This window comes from Pseudomonas sp. Colony2, assembly GCF_019382755.1.
Taxonomy (GTDB): domain Bacteria; phylum Pseudomonadota; class Gammaproteobacteria; order Pseudomonadales; family Pseudomonadaceae; genus Aquipseudomonas.
The window spans coordinates 3,460,685-3,483,513 of the sequence record NZ_CP080030.1; the positions used below are offsets into that span (position 1 = coordinate 3,460,685).

Consider the following 22,829-nt stretch of genomic DNA (forward strand, 5'->3'; position numbering starts at 1 on the left):
GAGATTCGCTCGGGCGTTTTTTTTGTCTGCAATAAACCGAATTAATAGGAAATCGCCCGTATGTTGGACGCCAATCTTAAAGCTCAGTTGAAGTCATACCTGGAACGGGTCACCCAGCCGATCGAGATCGTCGCCTCCCTCGATGACGGTGCGAAATCCCAGGAAATGCTTGCCCTCTTGCAAGATGTAGCCAGCCTTTCGACGCTGATTACCCTGAAAAGCGATGGCAATGATGCGCGCAAGCCATCGTTCTCCATCAACCGCCCGGGTGCCGATATCAGCCTGCGTTTTGCCGGCATCCCAATGGGCCATGAATTCACTTCGCTGGTGTTGGCGCTGCTGCAAGTCGGCGGCCACCCCTCGAAGGCCAGTGTCGAAGTGATTGAACAGATTCGCGCCCTTAAAGGCGAGTTCAGCTTCGAGACTTACTTCTCGCTGTCGTGCCAGAACTGCCCGGACGTGGTCCAGGCGCTGAACCTGATGGCAGTACTGAACCCGAACATCCGCCACGTCGCCATCGACGGTGCGCTGTTCCAGGCAGAAGTCGATGATCGTCAGATCATGGCCGTGCCCAGCGTTTACTTGAATGGTGTGAACTTCGGCCAGGGCCGCATGGGCCTGGAAGAAATCCTCGCCAAGCTCGACACCAGCGGTATCGAAAAAGCCGCCGAGAAAATCAGCGCCAAAGATGCGTTCGACGTACTTGTCGTCGGCGGTGGCCCAGCGGGTTCGGCAGCGGCTATCTACGCTGCACGTAAAGGCATCCGTACCGGTGTTGCAGCCGAGCGCTTCGGCGGGCAGGTGCTGGACACCATGTCGATCGAGAACTTTATCTCGGTACAGGAAACCGAAGGGGCGAAACTCGCCAGCGCCCTGGAGGCCCACGTGCGTCAGTACGACGTGGACATCATGAACCTGCAGCGTGCTACTGCGCTGATCCCGGCGAAAAACAACGGTGAGCTGCACGAAATCCGTTTCGAAAGCGGTGCGACCCTCAAGTCCAAGACCGTGATCCTGGCCACCGGTGCCCGCTGGCGCGAAATGGGTGTACCGGGTGAGCAGGAATACAAGGCCAAGGGCGTGTGCTTCTGCCCGCACTGCGACGGCCCGCTGTTCAAGGGCAAGCGCGTGGCGGTGATCGGCGGCGGTAACTCCGGCGTTGAAGCAGCCATCGACCTGGCCGGTATCGTCAGCCACGTGACCTTGCTTGAGTTTGACAGCAAGTTGCGCGCCGACGCCGTGTTGCAGCGCAAGCTGTACAGCCTGCCGAACGTTGACGTGATTACCAGCGCGCTGACCAGTGAGGTCAAGGGGGATGGCCAGAAAGTTACCGGCCTGGCCTACAAGGATCGCGACAGTGGCGAGTTCAAGACTATCGACCTGGAAGGCATCTTTGTACAGATCGGTTTGCTGCCCAACACCGACTGGCTCAAAGGCACTGTGGAGTTGACTCCACGTGGCGAGATCATCGTCGATGCACGTGGTGAGACTTCGCTGCCAGGCGTTTTTGCCGCCGGCGACGTAACGACTGTGCCGTACAAGCAGATCGTGATTGCAGTAGGCGAGGGCGCCAAGGCTTCCCTGAGTGCTTTCGATCACCTGATCCGCACTTCCGCCCCGGCGTAAATTCCGGCCCGGAAATGAAAAACCCCATGAGTGATCATGGGGTTTTTTATTGCCGGCGGAACCTTACAGCGGCGTTGGCTGAATGATTTCAACCCAGTACGCATCCGGGTCTTTCACGAATGCCAGGCTTTTCATGCGGCCGTCACTCAGGCGCTTCTGGAAGTCGCAGCCCAGTTCTTCAAAGCGCGCGCAGGCAGCAACGATGTCCGGCACCGAGATGCAGATATGGCCAAAGCCACGCGGGTCGGTGTTGCCGTTGTGGTAGGCAAAGTCCGCGTCGTTTTCGGTGCCGTGGTTGTGGGTCAGTTCGAGGATGCCCGGGATCGACTTCATCCACTGGGTGCGGGCGGCAGCGTCGGCCGGGATCTGGGCCTTGTCGACCAGGGCCAGGAAGTACAGGCTGAATTCGGCTTCCGGGAAGTCACGTTTTTCAACCAGGGAAAAACCCAGTACGCGGGTGTAGAAATCCAGCGACTTGGTGATGTCCTTGACCCGCAGCATGGTGTGGTTGAATACGAAGTTCGTGGTGGCGGCGTCAGGCTGGGCGGTGACGCCCGGGAAAGTGTTCAGTTCGTGCAGGCTCATGGGCCCTCCAGAGAAAAATGGGGCAAACGTGGCTCCGGTTGGAGCATCCCTTGGCTTGCGGCTGGCATCCGTGCAGCCGGTCCATGATACGCAGCCCTGCCGGTTGCGCCAAATGAAAAAGGTCACGCAACCCTTGCGGCCAGCGGGTGCCGGGGCCCAAACTTTGTCGCTTGAACCTTGAGTGTTTTTCGTAATGACCGGATTTCGCGCACCGTTGTTGAGTACCCTGGGCCTGTTGCTGGGCAGCACCGCTGCATGGGCGGCTGACCCGGAAATTCATTGGCCCAGCGGCTGGCAGGTAGAGGAAGTGGCGCCCGACGATCAGGCCCCGGCGCAACCGTCGGCGGTGTCCCGCCAGCGGGCCATAAAGAATGATGAGAATGGCGCGACCTTGATGGTCATGGAGTTGACGGGCACGCCAATCGAAGCAGGGCATACGGTCAACCTGCAAGGCGTGCTGCTGGAAATGCGCAAATCCATCCAGAAGGACTTTGCCCAGGGTGGTTATCAAAGTGTGTGCACCAAGATGCACCCCACAACATTGAGCCGGCTTGAGGCATTGGAAACTACCTGTGTAATCACCGAGAACGGTCGGCATGTGCTGTCGCAAACGTTGGTGGGGGCTGTCGATACCGATAAGGCCTATGTTTTTTCATACGCAGGCCAGGCCGACGCTTACGAATCAAGCAAGGATGAAGTCAGTTCGGTGCGTGACAGCCTTAAACTTTGAGCGTTGTAGGCATCGCGACAAATAAGTCGATTTGAACAAAGTGAAATGTTTTTTAAAGTTCGCTTTTGAAAGTGCCAGCGTCCTGATTTGTTTCACTATCGATGCCTGTAAACAAAAAAGCCCTGCATGTGCAGGGCTTTTCTTAGTGCGTTTGTACTAGCCGCAAAGCATTAGCCGCGAAGCCAGGAGTCTACTGTGGCTGCGCCGTACTGTTCTTTCCACGCCTTCAGGCCGCGATGGTTGCCGCCCTTGGTTTCGATCAGTTCACCCGTGTGCGGGTTGTGGTAAACCTTGACGACGCGGGCACGGCGCTGTTTGGGTGCGGCAGCGACGGAAGCGCCGGACTTGCCCGGGTTAGGATCCAGGATGGAGATGATGTCGCGCAGGCTTTTGCCGTAGGTCTTCATCAGCCCTTGCAGCTTTTCTTCGAATTCGATTTCTTTCTTCAAACCAGCATCGTTCTTCAGGGATTCCAGCTGGGCAAGCTGCTCTTGAAGGGCTTTTTCTGCTGCGCGAAATTCGGCGAGTCTGGACAAAATCTATACTCCAATAGTGTATTTGGCTGATATCTACTGCAAACAAAGCGATAAGCCAAGAGCCTTAAGGCGACTCAATGAAAGTGGCCTTCCTGCCAATTCAGCACAGGCAGGAAAAATTGTAGTAGTTAATCAGTCATGAGTAAATCATGTCTTTTGTATAAATAACAATATTTCCGTTGAAGTGGCTGGCTATTCAATGGCTGTTCAGGAATCTAATGAACTCGTCGCAAGGTACAGGCTTGCCAAACAGGTAGCCTTGCAAGAAATCAACGCCTTGGGCCGCCAGATAGTCGCATTGTTCTTGTGTTTCGACGCCTTCGGCAACGATGCCCAGGTCCAGCTTGGCAGACAGTTCAATGATGCTGTCGAGTATATGCCGCGAGAGTGCATCAACACCGATCATTGCCACGAAGCTTTGATCTATCTTCAAGTAATCGACATTGAAGTTGCGCAAATAACCGAGGCTGGAGTGGCCGGTGCCAAAGTCGTCGATCGCGATCATTACCCCCATTTCATGCAGCGCCTGGAACAGCTGGCGGGTGATATCCGTGGGTTCGATCAACTCGCGCTCGGTCAACTCAAGGACCAGGATCACCTTGCCCGGCGGGAAGGCAGCGAGGAACTCCCGGCAGTCCTCCACCAGCTTCAGGTCGTGACAATGGCGAGCGGTAATGTTGATGCCCACGTGAAAATTGTCGGCAAACTGCGCGGTGTGGGGCGCCAACTGTGCGGCGGTCTGGCGCATCAGGGCGCGGGTCATCGGTACGATCAGGCCCGAATGTTCGGCCAGGGGAATGAACAGGTCCGGGCGCACCAGGCCTTCCCTGGGATGATTCCAGCGCATCAGCACTTCACAGCCGGCCCACTGCCGGATGTTGTCGCCACGCACCACTGGCTGGTAATAGGGCACAAATTCATTGGCGCCCAGGGCCCGTTGCAGTTCCAGGGTCGGTGCCGATGAGCGCTTTTGCAGCCAGTGGGCGAGGATGCCTGCCAGCACGCCGAAAAACACCACCAGAACGAACAGTGCAGGATACCGCGCCTGCATGTAGCGCCAGGTTTCACCCTCCGGCATCCCGGCTTCCACGCTGTAGGTATACCGTGTGGAGTCGAGATGATGATGCGCGACGGAAAATGTCGGCAGCGTTGTGCTGTGCACCTTGCCATCCGCCGCCAGCCAGTTAGGCCCCACCTGCAACACCAGGTCGGTATATCGGCTGATCAGGCGCAAGGCGTTTGTCAGGTGGTAGCCATCGATGGAGGCAAAGGCCCCCCGGTCTCCCTCGGTGAGGCGATAAACAAGCAATGCGGTGTCGGGTGTCACCGGGTTGCCTTTCATCAGCCAGAGACGACCGCCGACGTAGTCCTCAGGGTTGACCGGTGACTGGTAGTTGCCACCAAACAACGAGCTGCAATAGATGTTGCGCTGCCAGGACAAGGTGGTGGCGCGCACGAACGGCCGGCGGGTGACCTGTTCCCGCAGCTTCAGTTGAGTCGGGTTATCACATTCATGGCCGGCCAGTGGCAGCAGGTCCTGGGCGGCGAGGGCGGTGTTGTCGAGCATCAGGTCAAACTGGCGCACGGCCTCCTGGGCGGTTTGCGCGGTGCTGTGCTCGAGGGTGCGCCCGGCTTGCCAATACAGGATAAGCACACCCAGCAAAATGGGCAGCGCGCCACTGAGCAGGGTGATCAGATGGCGAGTGGAGGCCTTTCGGGGGCCTTTGACGGTCAGTGGCATTTGCGCAGCCTGTAGCGGGAGAGGGCAATAGGACGCTCAAATGCGGTCGGGACAACCTCGGTGGCCTTCCAACAAAGCGTATTGGTATTGGCCATGATAGATGGCGGCAGGCGTCTGTGCATGTTCAATAAAGCTTCAACCGTGTGGCCAGTTGAATAAATGCCAGGGTTGCCGGTGAGGACTGCCGACGGTCCAGTACCGCCAGCCCCACCTGGCGTTTGACGGCAGGCTTGAGCGGTTTGATCAGGTAATCCGCCTGCGTGGATTCAGGCAGCGACAACTCGGCAACAATGGTCACGCCGTCGCCCCGGCGCACGGTGTCCAGGGTGCTGAGCAGCTGTGAGCAGCGGTAACGCACATCCGGCTGCAACCCTGCACCGACGAACAGCCTTGAGACCAGTTCGGCCGAACCGGCCTGGGTCAGGATAAAAGGTTCACCACACAGCGCTTTCAGGCTGACACTTGGCTGCGCGCCCAAGTGATGCCCCAAGGGCAGCAGCGCGACCAGTTGGTCCTCAATCAACGGGAACGTATCGAAGCGCTCTTCAGGCAGCACCACAAACCCAACGTCGACGCGCCGCTCTTCCAGCCACTGCGTCACCTGGCGATCGGGGCCTTCGTCGACATGCACCTCGATGCCCGGATGCTGCTCGCGAAAATGCTGCAGGATCGCGGGCAACAAGCGAATCGATGAGGTCGGCCCGAACGAGCCGATGCGCAGCGTGCCGCGCTTCATCCCGCGGGCATCGGCGGCTTCCTGTCGCAGCGTGTTGGCCAACCCGAGCATGGCCCGGGCGCGCAACAGCAGTTGTTGGCCGATATCGCTGAGTTCGACCTGGGACTGATGACGTCGGATCAACTCCACACCCAGTTCCTGCTCCAGGGATTTGATCGCATGGGACACCGCCGATTGGCTGATGCCCAGGCGATTGGCGGCGCTGGTGAAACCTTGCAGTTCGGCCACCAGGGAAAAGATTTCCAGTTGGGTAAGGGTCATGAGTATTTACTCATTTTACGATGATCGTGGATTAGCCAAACAATAAGCCAATCCCGTGTCTTGTGAGTAGAAATCTGATGAACCCGAGCCCTGACCGTCTGACGTATCTGAAGCTGGCGGCCGTGACCATGATCTGGGGCGGCACCTTCGTTGCCGGGCGCTATCTGGCGGCAGGCCTGGACCCACTGTTGGCGGCGACCGTGCGCTTTGCACTGGCCAGCTTGGCGCTGCTGGCCTTCCTGGGCGTCGCGCGTATTCGCCTGGTGCGTCCGACCACCGCGCAATGGGTGCAATTGATGGTGCTGGGCTTTTTCGGGATCTTTTTCTACAACCTGTGTTTTTTCTACGGCCTGCATTACATCAATGCGTCCCGGGCGTCGTTGATCGTGGCGCTGAACCCGGCAGTGATTGGCCTGGCCTCGTGGCTGCTGTTCAAGGAACGCCTGGGCTGCTTCAAGCTGGTGGGGATCGCGCTGTGCCTGGGTGGCGCAGGGCTGGTGATCGTCAGTCGCAACCCGCAGTTGCTGCAGGGCACGGCAGATGCGTGGGTCGGTGACCTGCTGATTTTCGGCTGCGTGGTGGGGTGGGGCGTGTACTCGCTGTTTTCCCGGGGTCTCAACCAGCGCCTGGGGCCGTTGCAAACCGTGACCTGGTCGATCCTGCTGGGCACGCTGATGCTGACGATCACCACGCTGGTGACGGGCCGACTAACGGCGGCCGCATTGGGCCGGATTGATCTGCCCCAACTGATGAGTTTGCTGTACCTGGGCGTGCTGGGCTCGGCACTGGCCTACATCGGCTACTACGATGGCCTGCGCCGCATCGGCGCCACCCGTGCGGGTGTATTTATCGCCCTCAATCCGCTGACGGCAGTGATCTGCGGCGCATTGCTGCTTGGCGAGCAACTGACCGTGCCGATGCTGCTGGGTGGGACGGTCATTCTGCTGGGTATCTATCTGTGCAACAAACCCCTTGCGCGGGCCAGGGCAATGGGGATTTGATAAGAGTACGGACAAATCTGTTTACGCTGTGTAGAATCGATTTACGCATACAAGAATAAGGACTTGCGCTAACGCAAGCCTCGCCCGTCAGAGACTGATGTAACCATGAAGCTACTCGGGTCCCCCCTCATCTTTGGTGACTTCCTCGCCCGCAGCGTGCGGGGTATCTCCTGTGCGCCACCCGCTGACCTCATCCTTGCTCGCAAATAAACATTTGTTAATTACAAGAATGATGATGAGGCACCGAAAATGGCAGACCTGTACGAAAACCCAATGGGCCTGATGGGCTTTGAGTTCATCGAATTCGCATCGCCAACCCCGGGCACCCTGGAGCCGATCTTCGAGATCATGGGCTTCACCAAGGTCGCGACCCACCGTTCCAAGAACGTACACCTGTACCGGCAGGGCGAGATCAACCTGATCCTCAACAACGAACCCAACAGCATCGCCTCCTACTTTGCGGCCGAGCACGGCCCGTCGGTGTGCGGCATGGCGTTTCGCGTCAAGGACTCGCAACAGGCCTACAACCGGGCCCTGGAACTGGGCGCCCAGCCTATCCATATCGAAACCGGCCCGATGGAGCTGAACCTGCCGGCGATCAAGGGCATTGGCGGCGCGCCGCTGTACCTGATCGACCGCTTTGGTGAAGGCAGCTCGATCTATGACATCGACTTCGTGTACCTCGAAGGTGTCGAGCGCAACCCGGTGGGCGCGGGCCTCAAGGTCATCGACCACTTGACTCACAACGTGTACCGCGGCCGCATGGCCTACTGGGCGAACTTCTACGAGAAGCTGTTCAATTTCCGTGAGGCGCGCTATTTCGACATCAAGGGCGAATACACCGGCCTGACCTCCAAGGCCATGAGCGCACCGGACGGCATGATCCGCATCCCGCTGAACGAAGAATCGTCCAAGGGTGCCGGGCAGATCGAAGAGTTCCTGATGCAGTTCAACGGCGAGGGCATCCAGCACGTTGCCTTCCTCACCGATGACCTGGTCAAGACCTGGGATGCGTTGAAGAAGATCGGCATGCGCTTCATGACCGCGCCGCCAGACACCTATTATGAGATGCTCGAAGGCCGCCTGCCGAACCACGGCGAGCCGGTGGATCAACTGCAGGCACGGGGCATCCTGCTGGACGGCTCGTCAGTGGCGGGGGACAAGCGCCTGCTGCTGCAGATCTTCTCGGAAACCCTGATGGGCCCGGTGTTCTTCGAGTTCATCCAGCGTAAGGGTGACGACGGCTTTGGTGAAGGCAACTTCAAGGCACTGTTCGAATCCATCGAGCGCGACCAATTGCGTCGTGGTGTGTTGACCGCTGACTGATCGCCTGGGCGATACACAAAAAAGCCCGACCGGGATTGCACCTGGCCGGGCTTTTTGTTGCCCGGCAGAAACATCGGGACACAGGCGGTTGCCAGCGGCCAGGAACGGAATTCACTGCCAGCGTTACTCAGTGTCATATGCCCAGTTGAGGTTCATGTATGACAGTCATTGCGCACACCGGTAGTCCACCTCCAGGTTTGAATCAGGCAGCAGCCGTCAACGACGAACCGGCCATCAGTCCCTTGGCCCCAACTGCTCCCTCCCCATTAAGTCCTGCCACTGTCGCCCGCGTGACGTTTTCCTCGAACGTGGAATGGAGCAGTGCGCAGGGCGAGCTGACCGCCGCAGGCGTCGAACTGGCCAATGCCGTATTGGCCCCGGGTACCTCATCAACCGTCGGCGCGCAGGTCTGCACGTTCGCGGTGGACGGGATCCAGTCGAGCGACATTCTGGTGGTCAAACGCGTACCCGCCTCTGAAACCGGAACGAATATCCTGTTGTACATTCCTGACGAGGAGGGCAATTCGTTCTTCGAATTCAATAACCTTGAAGAAATGAACGCCTGGCTCAAAGAGGTCGCCACCGACCCTGACACGTTGGATGTATTTGCCGGGCATTTTTCCCGCAATGCACCTGCCGATCAGACAAAGCGGGTAAAAGACACGATGACGCGCTTCGCAGCAGGCGATATCAATGCCGTGGTCGGGCCTTTTGGCTACGAAAAGGGCGATATCTTCAATCGCCTGGACAAGCACACAAGCGTGCCGCCGGTACCGGTCAACGGGCTGACGGGGACCTACCTGAAAGTTGAGACCCGTGATGGCCGGGTGACTTTCGCAGGCACACGTCCGGACGGAGAAACCGTACTCTATCAGTACGATGCCTACGGCAACTTCCATGGAGGAGGTAACAAGGGCAACTTCTACTTTGTGAAAAACGGCCTGAACAATGACCAGCCGCTGTCGCCTGTTTCGCGAGAGCAATACTTGAAAACGGTCGTCAGTGTCAGCCTGGATAATGTGGGTGCCAACGATTTATGGGGGCTGTTCGACGAGTTCATCCGCCAACTGAAGAATCCGGGTTCAGGCATTGGGACGGCCTTGATCGCACTGGGCGTGCCTGAGGATGTGGCGCAGTCCATCGAAAAAATCGTCAAAAACCCCGTCACCGGCACCTTGCTTGAACTCAACCATGGCAACCGGCTCGGTAAGCTGTTTGGCGTTGAAAAGGCGCAAATGGACGCCGCACTGACGCAAATAGGCGACGAAATCCAAGGCAGGATTCCGTATTACGGGGCCATCCGAGGGGGGTTGTCGCAAACGGCTGTAATGCTCGAAATGGCAGCAAAAAAAAGCGCTGTCAGGCCTTCTGCTGACGCACCAAATGCTTGAAGCCTTCAAACACCAGCACCATCACCGCGAGCCAGATCGGAAGATACGTCAGCCATTCCCCCGCCTTGATGCTTTCGCCCAACAACAAGGCCACGCCGAGCAGCAGCACCGGTTCTACATAGCTGAGCAGCCCGAACAGGCTGAAGGCCAACAAGCGGCTGGCGACGACGTAGCACACCAGCGCCGACGCACTGATCAAGCCCAGCATCGGGATCAAGGCGTACAAGCCCTTGTGGGCGTCGAGCACGGCAAAACCCTGTTCGCCGCTTTGCACGAACCACAGTGCCACCGGCAACATCAGCGCCATATCGAGCCACAGCCCGCCGAGGTGGTCGGTCTTCAGGCGTTTGCGCAGTACGAAGTAAACCGGGTAGCCGATGATCACTACCAGGGTTGCCCAGGAGAATCCGCCCACCTGATACAACTCGTTCAGCACACCAGCACCGGCGAAGAACACCGCAATCTTTTGCAGGCGTGACAATTGTTCGCCATACACCAGCCGACCGGTCAGCACCATCGTCAATGGCAGCAGGAAATAGCCCAGCGATACATCCAGGCTGCGACCGTTGAGCGGCGCCCACATGAACAGCCACAACTGCACCCCCAGCAGGGCCGAAGACACCACGACCCCGCCGATCAGCGCGGGTTTGGCCGCAACCAGCCGAACCAGTTCCCACACCCGTCGCCACTCGCCGCTGACAATCATGAACACGGTCATGCAGGGCACCGTCAACAACATGCGCCAGCCGAAGATCTCCAGGCCGCTCAAGGGCGTAAGCAGCGACGTGAAGTAATACATCACGGCAAACAACACCGAGGCCAAGACCGATAACACAACACCTTTAGACACACTGTCCTCACGAAAGCCGATTGATACAAAAGAAGGGGGGATTTCAGGGAGGGAATATAGTGCTTTTGAGGTGAGATGTTTGCTCTGTTTTGGAGCGGTTTATGGGAGGATTTCTCAGGTCCCCCCATAAAAGGGACTTATGGCCGGGCAACTCGCCCCGACACAAAGTGGCTCACATCATTGAACCCTGGCGTCGACGCATGCCCTGGCGTGACCAGCGAGTCGATGAATGCTTCGTCCTCCGCCGCGATCTTCACCTCCAGCGCGCCGGTGTAGGCATCCCACTGCGCCTCGGTGCGCGGCCCGACAATCGCCGAACTGACCGCCGAGTTGTTCAGGACCCAGGCAATCGCGAACTCGACAATCCCCACGCCACGGCCCTGGGTGTATTGCTGGATCTGCTGGGCGATGCGCAGGGATTCAACGCGCCATTCGGTTTCCAGGATGCGCTTGTCCTGGCGCCCGGCACGGCTGCCGGCTTCAGGCGTTACGTCCGGCGCATATTTGCCGCTGAGCACGCCACGGGCCAGCGGGCTGTAAGGCACCACGCCCAGGCCATACGCGGCGGCGGCGGTGATCTGCTCCACCTCGGCCTGACGGTTGACGATGTTGTACAGCGGCTGGCTGATGATCGGTTTGTCCACCCCCAGGCGCTCGGCCACGCGGATCACTTCGGCGATCCGCCAGCCGCGGTAGTTGGACAAGCCCCAGTGGCGGATCTTGCCCTCGCGGATCAAGTCGCCAATCGCTGAAACCGTGACTTCCAGTGGCGTGTTGTGGTCTTCGCGGTGCAGGTAATAGATGTCCAGGTAATCGGTGTCGAGGCGCGTCAGGCTGGCTTCCAGCGCATTGAAAATCCGCTTGCGACTCAGGCCGCTGCGGTTCGGCAGGCCATCCGCCGGGCCGATGCCGACCTTCGAGGCCAGCACCCAATCCTGGCGCTGGCGGGCGATGGCTTCGCCGACGATTTCCTCGGAGCGCCCGCCGGTGTAGACGTCGGCGGTGTCGATAAAGTTGATGCCTTGATCCCAGGCCTTGTCGATGATGCGCAGCGAGTCCTCGGTGTTGGTCTGCTCGCCAAACATCATGCTGCCCAGGGTCAGTGCGCTGACCTTCAACCCGGACTGGCCCAGTGTGCGGTAAATCATCGTGAACACCTCAAAAGGGGGAGACAGGCCCTATCCAATACCAGAGAGCAAGGCTCTGGAACAAGCCCCGCGACGGTTATTGCGGTAATAGTTCGGCGCAGCGCAGTTGCAAGAAGCGGTGCAGTACCTTGACCCGCTCCGACACCTGCAACCGATGGGGACACATCAGATTGAACGGGGTCGGTTCGCCTTGCCAATCGGTGAGCAACGGCACCAGGCGCCCGGCCTTGATATCGCGCGCTACATCCAGCCGCGCTTTATAGGCGATGCCGTGCCCGGCCAATGCCCAGCGCCGCACGATCTCGCCGTCATCACTGAGGTAGTCGCCGCCGACCTCGACTTCCTGCAGCACCTCGCCCTGGCGAAAGTACCAGGTGTTGTTCGCCCGACCCTGGCGCATATAGCGCAGCGTGCTGTGTTGTGCCAGGTCCTGGGGGAGGCGTGGCGTACCGTGGCGCGCGAGGTAGTCGGGGCTGGCGCACGCCACCCGCGTGTGGTCGGGCACCACCGGCAACGCGACCAGGCTGGAGTCCCGTGGTACGCCGAAACGCAGGGCGATGTCGACGGTTTCGCGGAACAGGTCGGCATTGCTGTCATTGAGCAGCAACTGAAGGCGCACGTTCGGGTGTTCGAGCTTGAACTCATCCAGCCAGCCCAGCAGCACATTGCGCCCGAAATCCGAGGGCGCGGCCAATTGCAGTAACCCGCTCAGGCTCTGGCCTTGCTGCTTGACCGCCTGTTCGCCTTCCGACAGCGCCTCCAGGGCCACGCGCACACTGTCGAGGTAGCGCCGGCCTTCTTCGGTCAGGCGCATGCTGCGGGTGGAACGCGCCAGCAGCCGGATGCCCAGGCGGGTTTCCAGGCGCTTGAGGGCAATGCTCGCTGCTGCCGGGGTCAGGCTGAGGCTGCGGGCGGCTGCCGACAGGCTGCCGGTGTCGGCGGTGCGCACGAACACTTCAAGGTCGAGGATTGAGCTCATTTGTAAAAATCCTTTAAAGATCTTGTCGTTTTACCGGGATTTTTCAACGATTGCCAAGCTGGGAAGATGAAAGCTCATTTTCTCAGCCAGGTATTTCCCCATGACATCTCCCCTCAACGGCAAAACCATCATCGTCATTGGCGGCAGCAGCGGCATTGGTGCCGCGGTGGCCAAGCAGGCCGTGGCACGCGGTGCCCATGTGGTGCTGGCCGGGCGGCGCTTGTCTTCAACCGTGGAGAACGGGGTGCGTAGCGAGCAGGTGGACGTGACCGACGCAGCCTCATTACAGCGCTTGTTCGAAACCGTGGGGCCGTTTGACCATCTGGTCTACACCGCAGGGCCTGCGGTGCAGGCCAAGGCCCTGATCGAGACCGACCTGAACCTGGCGCAAGACAACTTCAACGTGAAGCTCTGGGGTTCGCTGCGGGCGATCCAGTCGGCGCTGCCATTTCTCGCCGAGCGCGGCAGCATCACCCTGACGTCGGGGCAGTTGGGGCGCAAAACGGTTGCGGGGCAATTCATCAAGACTGGCATCAATGCGGCGACCGAAGCGCTGGGCAAGCAACTGGCCAAGGAACTGGCGCCACGGCGGGTCAATGTGGTCAGCCCGGGGGTGATCGACACCGAGGCGTATGCCGGGTTGTCCGATGAGCAGCGACTGGCAATGTTTGCCAAGGCGGGCGGGGCGTTGCCGGTGGGGCGCGTGGGGCAGGCCGAAGAAGTGGCTGCCGGGTATGTGTTGGCGATGGAGAACGGGTTTATCACCGGTAGCGTGATTGATGTCGACGGCGGCGGATTACTCTAAAGGCAGCTGAATAAAAAAGGTCCCGCTTTCAGGCGGGACCTGCATTATCAGTAATAGGGCCGTGCTTAATAACGTGGCACCGGAACCGGTTGTGGCGGGTAGTAATAGCCTGGAGGCGGCGCCTGGTAATAGACCGGTGGCGGCTGTTGGATGTACACCGGCTGCGGTTGCACGTAAACCGGTTGCTGCTGCACATAGACCGGAGGCTGGGAGTTGGCGACCACCGAACCCACTACGAGACCGCCGACAACCGCACCCAGCAAAGCCGGGCCACCCCAGCCCCAACCACCGCCATGCCCGTACCCATAACCGTGACCCCAGCCATAGCCATATCCTCCACGGGCTTCTGCTTGCCCTGCGATGGCGAGGGTGGCAATGAGCAACATGGCTACTTTCATTTTTGAGAGTCGACTGATCATGATAAGTCCTCTACGTATGCACCGAACCGGTCTTGATAATATCCCCGGGCATATGCTTCAGACAGCGGTTTCGGACGGGATGATGGGGTACGAAAGTAAAGGCTGGGTAAAGGTTGTAGCCTATTTGTTACCTGGAATGGGCGTAGAGGTTAATACGGCTGTCAGGCAGTTGTTTGCCTATAAAAACACGCCTTTATATGAGCAGATAGATGACCGGCGCCGCCCTCGATATCGCGGCACCGGTCAGCGCTGATTCAAGCCTTGAGTGTGCGCGTCATGCGCAACGCCAACACACTGCCCGCGACGATCACCGCCGCCAGCAGGTACAGCGCCAGGTCCGTAGACCCGGTGGCATCTTTCACAAACCCGACGATATACGGGCTGAGGAACCCCGCCATCTGGCCCATGGAGTTGATCAACGCCAGACCGCCCGCTGCCGCACCTGCGCTGAGCATCGCGGTTGGCACCGGCCAGAACATCGGCAGGCCGGTGAGGGCACCCATGGTGGCGATGGTCAGGCCGAGGATCGCAATGGCCGGCGTGGTTGCAAAGTTCACCGCAATCACCAGCCCGATCGCGCCCATCAGCATCGGCACCACCAGGTGCCAGCGACGCTCCTTGCGCAAGTCGGCAGAGCGGCCCACCAGCAGCATGAACACCGCCGCCAGCAGGTACGGGATCGCACTCAACCAGCCAATCACCAGGTTATCGCTGAAGCCCATGTTCTTGATGATCGATGGCAGCCAGAAGTTGATGGCGTACACACCGCTCTGGATGCAGAAGTAGATCAGGCCGAACGCCCAGATCGCCGGGTTCTTGAACACTTCCAGCAGCGAGTCGCTGGTGGTCTTCGGTTTGTTGGCCAGGTCGGTCGCCTGGTCGGCTTCCAACACCGCGCGCTCATGGGGCGTGAGCCACTTGGCGTTGGCAAAGCTGTCGCTGAGCAGGAAGTAGGCGAGGGCGCCGAGGATCACCGTCGGCACGCCTTGCAGCAGGAACATCCACTGCCAGCCCGCAAGCCCGCCCTGGCCGGCGGCGAAGTGGTTGAGGATCCAGCCGGAGAACGGGCTGCCGAGCAGGCCGGATACCGGAATTGCCGACATGAACAGCGCCATGATCCGCCCACGGCGGAAGGTCGGGAACCACTGCGAGAGGTACAGCACCACGCCCGGGAAGAACCCGGCTTCAGCGGCGCCGGTCAGCAGGCGCAAGCCGTAGAAGTGCGTCGGTGTGGTAACGAACAACAGGCAGGTGGACAGGGCGCCCCAGACGATCATCATCAGCGCAATCCAGCGCCGTGGACCGAATTTGGTCAACGCCAGGTTGCTCGGCACGCCGCACAGCACGTAGCCGATAAAGAAGATCCCGGCACCGAGGCCGTACACGGTCTCGCTGAATTTCAGGTCGTCGAGCATCTGCAACTTGGCAAAGCCGACGTTGACGCGGTCGAGGTAGTTGAACAGGTAGCAGATGAAAATGAAGGGGATCAGGCGCAGGGTGATGCGCTTGTATACGGCGTTTTTATCGTCATCGGTGGCCTGGGTAACAGCGGCGCTCTGTGACATGGCAGTCTCTCTTTATTATGATTTTTCGCGATGCGAGGGTAACGTTGATCGCCCAACGAGTCTCGGCCACCTCAAGGGGTGCTGTCTTTGTGCTCGCGCACAGTGAAGCATGGTTTGCGCTGTGCCTATGAACAACCGGTTTTTTTCAGGAATTTAGCCCCATGTTCGAGCTGGATCATGACCTGGCGCAGGATATCGTCAATCGCACCATGGCGATCCTGCCCTATAACGTCAACGTCATGGACAGCCAGGGCCTGATACTGGGCAGCGGCGAACCCGAGCGGATCAACACCCGCCACGAAGGCGCGCAGTTGGTGCTGGCCAACGGGCGGGTGGTGGAAATCGACGGCCAGACCGCCAAGCACCTCAAGGGCGTGCAACCCGGGATCAACCTGCCGCTGCTGCACGACCAGCGCCTGATCGGCGTGCTGGGCATTACCGGTGAGCCGGAATTGCTGCGCACCTATGCCGAACTGGTGCGCATGACCGCCGAAATGCTGGTCAGCCAGCGTCACCAGCAAGCCGAGCAGCAATGGCGGCGCCAGCGCTGCGATGATCTGCTGGCACTGCTGCTGGCCGAGACCGGCGATTCGCCGCGCCTGGTGGATGAAGCCCAGCAACTGGGCCTCAAGCCGCAGCTGGCGCGCACGCCGTACCTGTTCGAGCTGGGCAGCGGCCAGTCGGCCGAGGCCTTGAGCGCCTGGCTGACCTCGCGCTACCCCGACAGCTGGTGCGTCAGCTCCGCGCAGTTTTCCCTGCTGTGGTGCCGGCCGGCGTCGGTGCAAGTCGATAACCCGCGCCTGCTGGAAAAGCTCGACGGCCTGGGCTGGAACATCCTGCGGGTCGCCGTCGGCGGGCAAGCGGACGGGCTGGCCGGCCTGCGCCGTTGTTACCGGCGGGTCGGCGACCTGCTCGCCTATGGTCGTGATGTGCTGCCCGAATCGCGGTTGCTGACCCTCAATCGCTACCGCCTGCCGGTCATGCTCTGGCGCCACCGCAACGACGACGCCCTCGACGAACTGCTCAACCCGCTGCGCAAGGTACTGGCCAAGGACAGCAACGGCCAGTTGCTGGCGACCCTGCGCAGCTGGTGCGACCACGACGGCCAAAGCCAGGCCTGCGCCGATGCCCTGGGGATCCACCGCAACAGCCTGCGCTACCGCATGGAACGCATCGCCGAGCTGAGCGGCGTCGACCCGCTGACCCTCGACGGCATGCTCGCGTTGTACCTCGGCGTGCAGCTATTGCCGCAAGCTTTGTCCAAATGAACAACAAACCCCAGCCACTCTTGTGCAATGGACCGGCGTTATTGCCGGTGCCAACTGGCAGCATGGGCGTTATAAAAACCGGAGAAAGCCCATGAAAATCATCATCGCCCCCGACTCGTTCAAGGACAGCCTGAGTGCTGAAGGCGTGGCGAATGCCATTGCCGAGGGGTTGGCCAGCGTGTGGCCCGACGCCGAGCTGATCAAGTGCCCGATGGCGGACGGTGGTGAGGGCACGGTGGAATCGGTACTCGCCGCCTGCCAGGGCGAGCTGCGCACCAGCCGTGTGCAAGGGCCATTGGGCGGCAGTGTCGACGCGCATTGGGGCTGGTTGGCCGAGAGCCACACCGCAATCATCGAAATGGCCGAAGCCAGCGGCCTGCAACTCGTGCCACCGGGTCAGCGAGATGCGTGTTCCAGCAGCACCTTCGGCACCGGCGAACTGATCCGCGCCGCCCTGGATGCCGGCGCCCAGCGCATCATCCTGGCCATTGGCGGCAGCGCCACCAACGACGGCGGCGCCGGGGCGATGCTAGCCCTGGGTGTGCAGTTGTTTGATGCCGAGGGAGCAGCGCTGCCCCTTGGCGGCCTGGCGCTGGGCAAGCTGTCGCGCATCAGCCTTGAGCAACTGGACCCCCGCCTGAACGAAGTGCGCTTCGAAATCGCCGCCGACGTGAACAACCCTTTATGCGGTCCTCACGGGGCCTCGGCGATTTTTGGCCCGCAAAAGGGCGCCAATCCCCAGCAAGTCGAACAACTGGATGCGGCCCTCGGCCATTTTGCCGATCACTGCGCCAGGGTATTGCCCAAAGACGTACGCGACGAACCCGGCAGCGGTGCCGCCGGTGGCTTGGGTTTCGCCGCCAAGGCGTTCCTTGGCGCGCAGTTTCGCGCGGGTGTTGAAGTGGTCGCAGAGCTTGTTGGGCTTGAGCAAGCCGTGCGTGGCGCCGACCTGGTGATCACCGGCGAAGGCAGGTTCGATGCCCAGACCCTGCGCGGCAAGACCCCGTTTGGCGTGGCGCGGATCGCCAGGCAGCACAACGTGCCGGTGATCGTGATCGCCGGCACATTGGGGGATGGCTACGAGCAAATGTACGCCCACGGCGTGGATGCCGCGTTCGCCTTGCCGTCCGGCCCGACTACCCTGGAACAGGCCTGCAGCGAGGCACCGCGCCTGTTGCGCGAGCGCGCCTCGGGCATTGCCCGGGTTTGGCGTGTGGCCGCCCTGGCGGTCTAAGCCTCAAAGCCCTGCGCCAGTCGGTCGATCCACTGGCGCTGAAACCCCAGCAGTACGTCCTTGGGCTGCTGCAACTGGACAAACTCCAGCATCGGGTCTTCCACCGCCGTGCGCACGCCGGCCAACTCCTCCAGCGCCGCCAGCCCGCAAAACGGCACATAGGCTTCGCTGTAACCACCTTCATGCACCAGCACCAGGCGCCCTTGGCACAGGCGCTCGGCGGCTTGGCGTACTGTGCGGGTCATCAGACGGAACGACTCGCTGTGCAGCAGCATGCGCGCCAGCGGGTCCACGGCGTTGGCGTCATAGCCGCAGGCGACGATGATCAGTTCAGGCTCGAAGCGCTCCAGGGCCGGTACCACGATGCGCTCCATCGCGTGCAGATAGGCTTCGTGGCCGCTGCCTGGCGGCAACGGGATATTGATATTGGCGCCCAGGCCGGCGCCACGGCCACGGTCCTGTTCACCGCTGTAGCCCGGCGGATAGCAACCGTCCTGGTGCAGGGAGATCGTCAATACATCGCCACGTGTTTCGAAGATGGACTGGGTGCCGTTGCCATGGTGCACGTCCCAGTCGATCACGGCGACCTTGCCCAGCCCGCGGCGCGCCTTGGCGGCCTCGATGGCGATGGCGATATTAGCCAGGAAGCAAAAGCCCATGGCGCCGTCCGCCAGGCAGTGATGCCCCGGCGGCCGCGACAGTGAGTAGGCATTCTCGACCTGCCCGCTCAGCACTGCGTCCACTGCAGCGATGGCCAGCCCGGCGGAGAGTCGGGCGATCTCGTAACTGCCCGGACCGATCGGTGCCTGTGGGCCCAGTTCGCCACCGCCGGCATCGCTCAGGGCCTTGAAGCGTTGCAGGTAGTCGGCACCGTGTACCCGTCGCAAGTCCTCGTCAGTGGCCGGAACTGCGCTGTGCTGTTGCAGGTGACGGCTCAGCCCGGATACGTCCAGCAGGCTTTTCAAGCGCCGCTTGGTCTCCGGCGACTCGGCATGCCCGCTGCCGGCAGGCGGCTGCACCCAACCGCCCACCGGCAAGGTCAGTGCGTGGGCGCCGGCGCTGTGCCAGAGGCTTAGTTCATCAAAGAAAAACGCGGTGGTTCGGTTCATCAGAGTCTCCAGTTCAGCGGGTTAAAACAGCGTCAGGCGTGGCGCGGCTGCCGAGCATCAGCGCCAGGGACAACAGGGTGACGGCGGCGCCGCCCACCAGCAGCGAGGCAAACCCGCCGCTGGCTTCGATGAGCCGCCCGGCAATGGCCGGCCCGATGGCCAGGCCCGCACCGATCACCAGGTTTGAGGTGTTCATCAGCTTGCCGCTGCGGTCGAGGTCGGCGAGGCAGGCGAGAATCAGCGGCAGGATGAAGGTCCAGGTGAATTTGAACAGCAGCGCTGCCAGGGCAAAGCGCAGCAGTGTTGGCGTACCGCTCAGCAAAAGCACCGCACCGGCCATCAGGGCGTAGCCCACCAGCAACAGCAGCAGGCGTGGCAGGCGCGTACCGATCAGCGAGGCACAGCCGGCGCCGACGATGCCCATCACGGTGGCCAGGGCCAGCACTTCACCGCTGTGTTGCGCGGAGATTGCGGCGTCACTGCTGATGGCGCCGATAAAGGTCCAGACACCGCCGAGGCTGACGTAGAAGGCCAGGATCCCGGCGATGCCCAGCGCAGCCTTCACCCGGGAGACAGGTATCGCCGCTGCATCGGTTTGCTCGCGCGGCGGGCTGCCGGACGGGAAACACCGGGCGAGTGGCAACAGCAGCGTCATCAGTCCCGCAAGAATCAGGTAGCAGGCGCCGAGGCCATAGCGCGCAAACAGTCCGGGCAGCACGCCAAGGCCGACCGCTCCGACCACCAGTTGCCCCATCACCCACAAGCCGTAGACCCGGCTTGGATTGGCAGTGGCAGCCGCGCTGGCCAGGCAGATGATCATCAACGAACCGCCCGCCAAGGCACTCATAAAACGCAAGGCAAGCAAGGTGGCGTAGGTGTCGGCGAGCATCGACAACAGGTTGGCGGCAATGAATGCCACGGCGGCGACCAGGGCTGCCAGGCGCCAGTCCACCCGTTTCAGCCACCAGAAGGCGGGCAGGGTGGCCAGGCTCATCGCCCCCAGCTCGGTGGAGAACAGGTCGCCGATGTGGGACGGGCTCAACTGCCATTGGCTGGCCAGTTGCGCGGCCACCGCCGGTGCGGTCATCAGGATGGTCGGGGTGATGGCGGCGAACAGAATGATCGCCGCCAGCAACGGCCATGACCGTGCTGAAAGGCCGGCGGTTGCAGCGTGGGTCTGAGTGTTCATGGGCAAGCTCCGGGAAAGTGATTCAGAACACATGGACCAGCCGCAACAGGGCGTCGGTGCCTGCGTAGCCGTTGGATGCCGCGACGTTTTGCGAAAGGCTGAACATCACTTGGTTCTGCCGGTCGAGCCAATGCCCTACCTCGAAACCCACCTGGGTGTAGCGCTTGTGGGTGTCGTCGATGCGCTGGTCGTTGATGCGCAGCTCGCCGCCATCGGCGTGGATCAAACGCAGGGCGCCGTAGGTGGCCGGGCTGAAGTCGTAGGAGGCGAAGGCTTGCAGGCGGTACAGCGGGTCTTGCTTGAGGTCGCTGCCGAAATAGTCGTCATTGGTGCCGTACAACTGGGCTTCGAGGTTGGCTTCCAGCACCCATTTCTCGCCAATGCCCTGGGTGTAGTTGTAAACGAAGGTCGCGCCCCAGCGATTGGCCCCGGGGGACACGTCGGGGTTTTTACTGTGGTACTCGCCCACCGGCACGGTGATCAGGCTCAACAGCCCGCTGTAGGTGCGTGAGGCCGGGTCGTTGATGAAAAACAACGTGCCGCCCACCTGCGGGTCACCAAAGCCGCTCTCGCCGGTGTGCTGGCTGGCGCCGGGCAAGCGCGCATTGATGTCGGCGAAGGGCAGGATAAATTGCGGGGTGCACAGCGTGCCGCAGACGTCAGTGAAAAACACCTGGCGGTACGCCACGGCGTTGACCTTCAAGTCGGCCTTGCCGGTGGTGTCGGCCGGGCCGTGGAAATCATCGTAGCGCGTCGCCGGCAAGTACAGCACGCCGAGGCTGGTACCGGACGGCGCGCCGAAAAAGTCCCGGGCGTTGAGGTCGGCGGCCTGGCTGTCGAGGCTCAGTAGGGTGCCGCCCAGCAGCATGGCCAGGTGACGCAAGGTGGAGTGATTCATCGCAAGGCATCTCTTATGGAATGTGATGGATGGCAGCGGAAAATGGGCAAAGGGCGCCCGAGGCCGTCAAAACGACAGCGCAAAAAAGCAACGAATTAAGGGGTGAGGTCAGTCGGGCGGGGCGTGCAGCAAGTGCGCGATGCGCGCCTTGTCCTTGACCCCGAGCTTGCTGTAGATGGCGCGGATGTGATGGCGCACGGTGTTCGGCGACAAGCCCAGGTCGCGGGCGACTTCCTTGTAGGTCTTGCCTTCGCCAAAGCCCTGGGCCACGTCGTTCTCTCTGGGACTGAGCTGGGGCAGGGCGCGGTTGAGGCGCGCGGCCAACAGAAACTGATCGCCCACGGCCGAGGCTTCGATATGGATGTGCTTGCCCTCATGCCCGCGATGATTCAACGGCACCGGCAGGGCGGGGCCGCTCCATTGCGGCCACTCACTGAGCAGCAGGTCGACAAACCCGCGTTCGGCACACTGCAACACCCCGCGCTGGTCGCAGACCGCCAGGGCCAGGTTGCGCGGGCTGGTAAGGGTTTCGCGCATGGCCACCAGGGTGCGGATCTGGTTCGCCGAGACGGCCGCCACCAGGTGCAGCATCAGGTTGTTCAGCAGTTGGCAGTCGTCCTGGTTGAACCGTGGCGCTCCCGGTTTGCGGTACAGGCTCAAGTGGTCACTGAGGCGGGTTTGCGGGTCGACGTGGATCACACACAACAACTCGCCAATGTCATGGCGCTGACCCAACCAATTCTGGCCCGGGCCGTTGGCGGGGTCGAGCATGTCGACAATCACTGCCTGGCCGGGTGCTTCGTGCACCAGCCCGACCGTCACGTCCACATGGCGGATCGACTGCCAGTCGGCCAAGTACGTGTCTGGCAGGTGATGCAGGTAGCTGCTGTGTTCTTCCGGCAGGCCATCGATGATCGCGGCACGCCCCCACCATGCGCTGTCGAAGGGCAGCAGTTGACTGATGCGCGACAGGGCATGGCGATGAAACTGTTCGATGTCCTGATGCTGGGCCAGGCGTTGCAGATCAAGCGTCAGGGTGCTGAAAGCCTGTAACAGGCCGGGGGGATCAAGACGGCTCATGGGCGTTCCTCTGTGGGACTTTTTTATTGTTCTAGTCACAGGGTTTAAAGGCCGAAACGGGGCAGGGCCTGGGTGAAGTATCGGCGCTGCGGGGGCTGATCGCTATCCTACAGATGCATGATGTGCGGCAGGATTTGTACTCGCCAAAAAACCGCTGTGCCGCCTACACTGGTCGGCCACGTGTTTTTCAAAGGACGAAACACCATGCACACACCTGAACCCAAGATCGTTATCACGCGCTTCACCGAGGCCCACCTTGAAGGCGTCGCTGCGCTCTACAACGACCCGGCTGTATGCCGTCAGGTGCTGCAAATGCCTTTCCAATCGGTTGAAGCCTGGCGCGCACGCCTGG

22 protein-coding genes and 1 pseudogene are annotated in these 22,829 nt (G+C 61.0%); 10 read left to right on the forward strand and 13 right to left on the reverse strand.

The genetic code is table 11. From position 1 onward, the window contains the following. Nucleotides 1-60 precede the first annotated feature (60 nt). Complete coding sequence (ahpF, locus tag JV201_RS13815) at nucleotides 61-1,626, forward strand: alkyl hydroperoxide reductase subunit F (RefSeq protein WP_219407079.1); 1,566 nt, start codon at nucleotides 61-63, stop codon at nucleotides 1,624-1,626. A 63-nt stretch (nucleotides 1,627-1,689) separates the two neighbouring features. Here ahpF and gloA read toward each other — a convergent pair whose 3' ends face one another. Further along, nucleotides 1,690-2,211 carry a lactoylglutathione lyase gene (gene gloA / locus JV201_RS13820; protein WP_008432524.1) on the reverse strand — a complete coding sequence of 174 codons (522 nt, stop codon included), beginning with the start codon at nucleotides 2,209-2,211 and terminating at the stop codon, nucleotides 1,690-1,692. Nucleotides 2,212-2,404: 193 nt separating this feature from the next. Here gloA and JV201_RS13825 point away from each other — a divergent pair, with 193 nt between their 5' ends. Beyond that, nucleotides 2,405-2,941 carry a DUF4946 domain-containing protein gene (locus JV201_RS13825; RefSeq protein WP_008432526.1) on the forward strand — a complete coding sequence of 179 codons (537 nt, stop codon included), beginning with the start codon at nucleotides 2,405-2,407 and terminating at the stop codon, nucleotides 2,939-2,941. Between the two features lie 170 nt (nucleotides 2,942-3,111). On the opposite strand, the gene JV201_RS13830 is transcribed toward JV201_RS13825, so the two are convergent. The 3 genes from JV201_RS13830 to JV201_RS13840 form a co-directional block, all read right to left on the reverse strand. Continuing rightward, complete coding sequence (locus tag JV201_RS13830; protein WP_003212570.1) at nucleotides 3,112-3,477, reverse strand: histone-like nucleoid-structuring protein, MvaT/MvaU family; 366 nt, start codon at nucleotides 3,475-3,477, stop codon at nucleotides 3,112-3,114. A gap of 196 nt (nucleotides 3,478-3,673) precedes the next feature. Next, nucleotides 3,674-5,218: an EAL domain-containing protein gene (locus JV201_RS13835; protein WP_219407080.1), complete on the reverse strand. Its 1,545-nt coding sequence runs from the start codon at nucleotides 5,216-5,218 to the stop codon at nucleotides 3,674-3,676. A gap of 124 nt (nucleotides 5,219-5,342) precedes the next feature. After that, complete coding sequence (locus tag JV201_RS13840; RefSeq protein ID WP_219407081.1) at nucleotides 5,343-6,215, reverse strand: LysR family transcriptional regulator; 873 nt, start codon at nucleotides 6,213-6,215, stop codon at nucleotides 5,343-5,345. A gap of 77 nt (nucleotides 6,216-6,292) precedes the next feature. On the opposite strand from JV201_RS13840, the gene JV201_RS13845 reads away from it, so the two are divergent. The 3 genes from JV201_RS13845 to JV201_RS13855 all read left to right on the forward strand — a co-directional run bounded on the left by JV201_RS13845 (nucleotide 6,293) and on the right by JV201_RS13855 (nucleotide 9,933). Then, nucleotides 6,293-7,216, forward strand: a complete 924-nt coding sequence (locus JV201_RS13845; protein WP_219407082.1) for a DMT family transporter — start codon at nucleotides 6,293-6,295, stop codon at nucleotides 7,214-7,216. A 249-nt stretch (nucleotides 7,217-7,465) separates the two neighbouring features. Then, nucleotides 7,466-8,542 (forward strand): 4-hydroxyphenylpyruvate dioxygenase, encoded by a 1,077-nt coding sequence (gene hppD, locus JV201_RS13850; RefSeq protein WP_219407083.1) that lies wholly within the window; start codon nucleotides 7,466-7,468, stop codon nucleotides 8,540-8,542. A gap of 158 nt (nucleotides 8,543-8,700) precedes the next feature. Next, entirely contained in the window at nucleotides 8,701-9,933 is a 1,233-nt protein-coding gene (locus tag JV201_RS13855; protein ID WP_256344718.1) for a dermonecrotic toxin domain-containing protein, read from the forward strand. Here JV201_RS13855 and rarD read toward each other — a convergent pair. From rarD to JV201_RS13870, 3 genes are all read right to left on the reverse strand, one after another. After that, the gene (rarD, locus tag JV201_RS13860; protein ID WP_023658818.1) at nucleotides 9,902-10,783 is read right to left on the reverse strand and encodes an EamA family transporter RarD; all 882 of its coding nucleotides are present in this window, start codon (nucleotides 10,781-10,783) and stop codon (nucleotides 9,902-9,904) included. The two genes, JV201_RS13855 and rarD, sit on opposite strands and share 32 nt — an antisense overlap. A gap of 137 nt (nucleotides 10,784-10,920) precedes the next feature. Next, a complete protein-coding gene (locus JV201_RS13865) occupies nucleotides 10,921-11,931 on the reverse strand; it encodes an aldo/keto reductase (protein WP_219407084.1) in 1,011 nt (336 codons plus the stop codon). Nucleotides 11,932-12,007: 76 nt separating this feature from the next. Continuing rightward, a complete protein-coding gene (locus JV201_RS13870) occupies nucleotides 12,008-12,910 on the reverse strand; it encodes a LysR family transcriptional regulator (RefSeq protein ID WP_008432540.1) in 903 nt (300 codons plus the stop codon). A 100-nt stretch (nucleotides 12,911-13,010) separates the two neighbouring features. Between JV201_RS13870 and JV201_RS13875 the strand changes: the two genes are divergently transcribed. Next, nucleotides 13,011-13,715 (forward strand): SDR family oxidoreductase, encoded by a 705-nt coding sequence (locus JV201_RS13875; RefSeq protein ID WP_177023081.1) that lies wholly within the window; start codon nucleotides 13,011-13,013, stop codon nucleotides 13,713-13,715. A 65-nt stretch (nucleotides 13,716-13,780) separates the two neighbouring features. Here JV201_RS13875 and JV201_RS13880 read toward each other — a convergent pair whose 3' ends face one another. Next, nucleotides 13,781-14,134, reverse strand: a complete 354-nt coding sequence (locus JV201_RS13880) for a hypothetical protein (protein WP_023658819.1) — start codon at nucleotides 14,132-14,134, stop codon at nucleotides 13,781-13,783. Between JV201_RS13880 and JV201_RS13885 the strand changes: the two genes are divergently transcribed. Next, nucleotides 14,100-14,387, forward strand: a complete 288-nt coding sequence (locus JV201_RS13885; RefSeq protein WP_219407085.1) for a hypothetical protein — start codon at nucleotides 14,100-14,102, stop codon at nucleotides 14,385-14,387. The two genes, JV201_RS13880 and JV201_RS13885, sit on opposite strands and share 35 nt — an antisense overlap. Before the next feature lies 1 nt (nucleotide 14,388). Here JV201_RS13885 and JV201_RS13890 read toward each other — a convergent pair whose 3' ends face one another. Continuing rightward, on the reverse strand, nucleotides 14,389-15,699 hold the full coding sequence (locus tag JV201_RS13890) for an MFS transporter (RefSeq protein WP_003212559.1): 1,311 nt from the start codon (nucleotides 15,697-15,699) through the stop codon (nucleotides 14,389-14,391). Nucleotides 15,700-15,860: 161 nt separating this feature from the next. On the opposite strand from JV201_RS13890, the gene JV201_RS13895 reads away from it, so the two are divergent. After that, nucleotides 15,861-16,967 (forward strand): sugar diacid recognition domain-containing protein, encoded by a 1,107-nt coding sequence (locus JV201_RS13895; RefSeq protein ID WP_003212558.1) that lies wholly within the window; start codon nucleotides 15,861-15,863, stop codon nucleotides 16,965-16,967. 91 nt (nucleotides 16,968-17,058) lie between these two features. Further along, nucleotides 17,059-18,201 carry a glycerate kinase gene (locus JV201_RS13900; RefSeq protein WP_219407086.1) on the forward strand — a complete coding sequence of 381 codons (1,143 nt, stop codon included), beginning with the start codon at nucleotides 17,059-17,061 and terminating at the stop codon, nucleotides 18,199-18,201. Here the strand turns inward: JV201_RS13900 and JV201_RS13905 are convergent. From JV201_RS13905 to JV201_RS13920, 4 genes are all read right to left on the reverse strand, one after another. Then, complete coding sequence (locus JV201_RS13905; protein ID WP_134326580.1) at nucleotides 18,198-19,310, reverse strand: class II histone deacetylase; 1,113 nt, start codon at nucleotides 19,308-19,310, stop codon at nucleotides 18,198-18,200. The two genes, JV201_RS13900 and JV201_RS13905, sit on opposite strands and share 4 nt — an antisense overlap. A 13-nt stretch (nucleotides 19,311-19,323) precedes the next feature. Next, entirely contained in the window at nucleotides 19,324-20,499 is a 1,176-nt protein-coding gene (locus JV201_RS13910; RefSeq protein ID WP_219407087.1) for an MFS transporter, read from the reverse strand. Between the two features lie 22 nt (nucleotides 20,500-20,521). After that, the gene (locus tag JV201_RS13915; protein WP_371317077.1) at nucleotides 20,522-21,367 is read right to left on the reverse strand and encodes a transporter; all 846 of its coding nucleotides are present in this window, start codon (nucleotides 21,365-21,367) and stop codon (nucleotides 20,522-20,524) included. A gap of 138 nt (nucleotides 21,368-21,505) precedes the next feature. After that, entirely contained in the window at nucleotides 21,506-22,477 is a 972-nt protein-coding gene (locus tag JV201_RS13920; RefSeq protein ID WP_219407088.1) for a helix-turn-helix transcriptional regulator, read from the reverse strand. Nucleotides 22,478-22,681: 204 nt separating this feature from the next. Between JV201_RS13920 and JV201_RS29725 the strand changes: the two are divergent. Further along, a pseudogene (locus tag JV201_RS29725) lies at nucleotides 22,682-22,829 on the forward strand (GNAT family N-acetyltransferase); the annotation flags it as partial.

Excerpts from the sequence above, each read along its gene's own strand:
- ahpF (WP_219407079.1), top strand. The coding sequence starts at position 61 with ATGTTGGACGCCAATCTTAAAGCTCAGTTGAAGTCATACCTGGAACGG.
- gloA (WP_008432524.1), bottom strand. The coding sequence starts at position 2,211 with ATGAGCCTGCACGAACTGAACACTTTCCCGGGCGTCACCGCCCAGCCT.
- JV201_RS13825 (WP_008432526.1), top strand. The coding sequence starts at position 2,405 with ATGACCGGATTTCGCGCACCGTTGTTGAGTACCCTGGGCCTGTTGCTG.
- JV201_RS13835 (WP_219407080.1), bottom strand. The coding sequence starts at position 5,218 with ATGCCACTGACCGTCAAAGGCCCCCGAAAGGCCTCCACTCGCCATCTG.
- JV201_RS13840 (WP_219407081.1), bottom strand. The coding sequence starts at position 6,215 with ATGACCCTTACCCAACTGGAAATCTTTTCCCTGGTGGCCGAACTGCAA.
- JV201_RS13845 (WP_219407082.1), top strand. The coding sequence starts at position 6,293 with ATGAACCCGAGCCCTGACCGTCTGACGTATCTGAAGCTGGCGGCCGTG.
- hppD (WP_219407083.1), top strand. The coding sequence starts at position 7,466 with ATGGCAGACCTGTACGAAAACCCAATGGGCCTGATGGGCTTTGAGTTC.
- JV201_RS13855 (WP_256344718.1), top strand. The coding sequence starts at position 8,701 with ATGACAGTCATTGCGCACACCGGTAGTCCACCTCCAGGTTTGAATCAG.
- JV201_RS13865 (WP_219407084.1), bottom strand. The coding sequence starts at position 11,931 with ATGATTTACCGCACACTGGGCCAGTCCGGGTTGAAGGTCAGCGCACTG.
- JV201_RS13870 (WP_008432540.1), bottom strand. The coding sequence starts at position 12,910 with ATGAGCTCAATCCTCGACCTTGAAGTGTTCGTGCGCACCGCCGACACC.
- JV201_RS13875 (WP_177023081.1), top strand. The coding sequence starts at position 13,011 with ATGACATCTCCCCTCAACGGCAAAACCATCATCGTCATTGGCGGCAGC.
- JV201_RS13885 (WP_219407085.1), top strand. The coding sequence starts at position 14,100 with ATGGCTACTTTCATTTTTGAGAGTCGACTGATCATGATAAGTCCTCTA.
- JV201_RS13880 (WP_023658819.1), bottom strand. The coding sequence starts at position 14,134 with ATGATCAGTCGACTCTCAAAAATGAAAGTAGCCATGTTGCTCATTGCC.
- JV201_RS13890 (WP_003212559.1), bottom strand. The coding sequence starts at position 15,699 with ATGTCACAGAGCGCCGCTGTTACCCAGGCCACCGATGACGATAAAAAC.
- JV201_RS13895 (WP_003212558.1), top strand. The coding sequence starts at position 15,861 with ATGTTCGAGCTGGATCATGACCTGGCGCAGGATATCGTCAATCGCACC.
- JV201_RS13900 (WP_219407086.1), top strand. The coding sequence starts at position 17,059 with ATGAAAATCATCATCGCCCCCGACTCGTTCAAGGACAGCCTGAGTGCT.
- JV201_RS13905 (WP_134326580.1), bottom strand. The coding sequence starts at position 19,310 with ATGAACCGAACCACCGCGTTTTTCTTTGATGAACTAAGCCTCTGGCAC.
- JV201_RS13910 (WP_219407087.1), bottom strand. The coding sequence starts at position 20,499 with ATGAACACTCAGACCCACGCTGCAACCGCCGGCCTTTCAGCACGGTCA.
- JV201_RS13915 (WP_371317077.1), bottom strand. The coding sequence starts at position 21,367 with ATGCTGCTGGGCGGCACCCTACTGAGCCTCGACAGCCAGGCCGCCGAC.
- JV201_RS13920 (WP_219407088.1), bottom strand. The coding sequence starts at position 22,477 with ATGAGCCGTCTTGATCCCCCCGGCCTGTTACAGGCTTTCAGCACCCTG.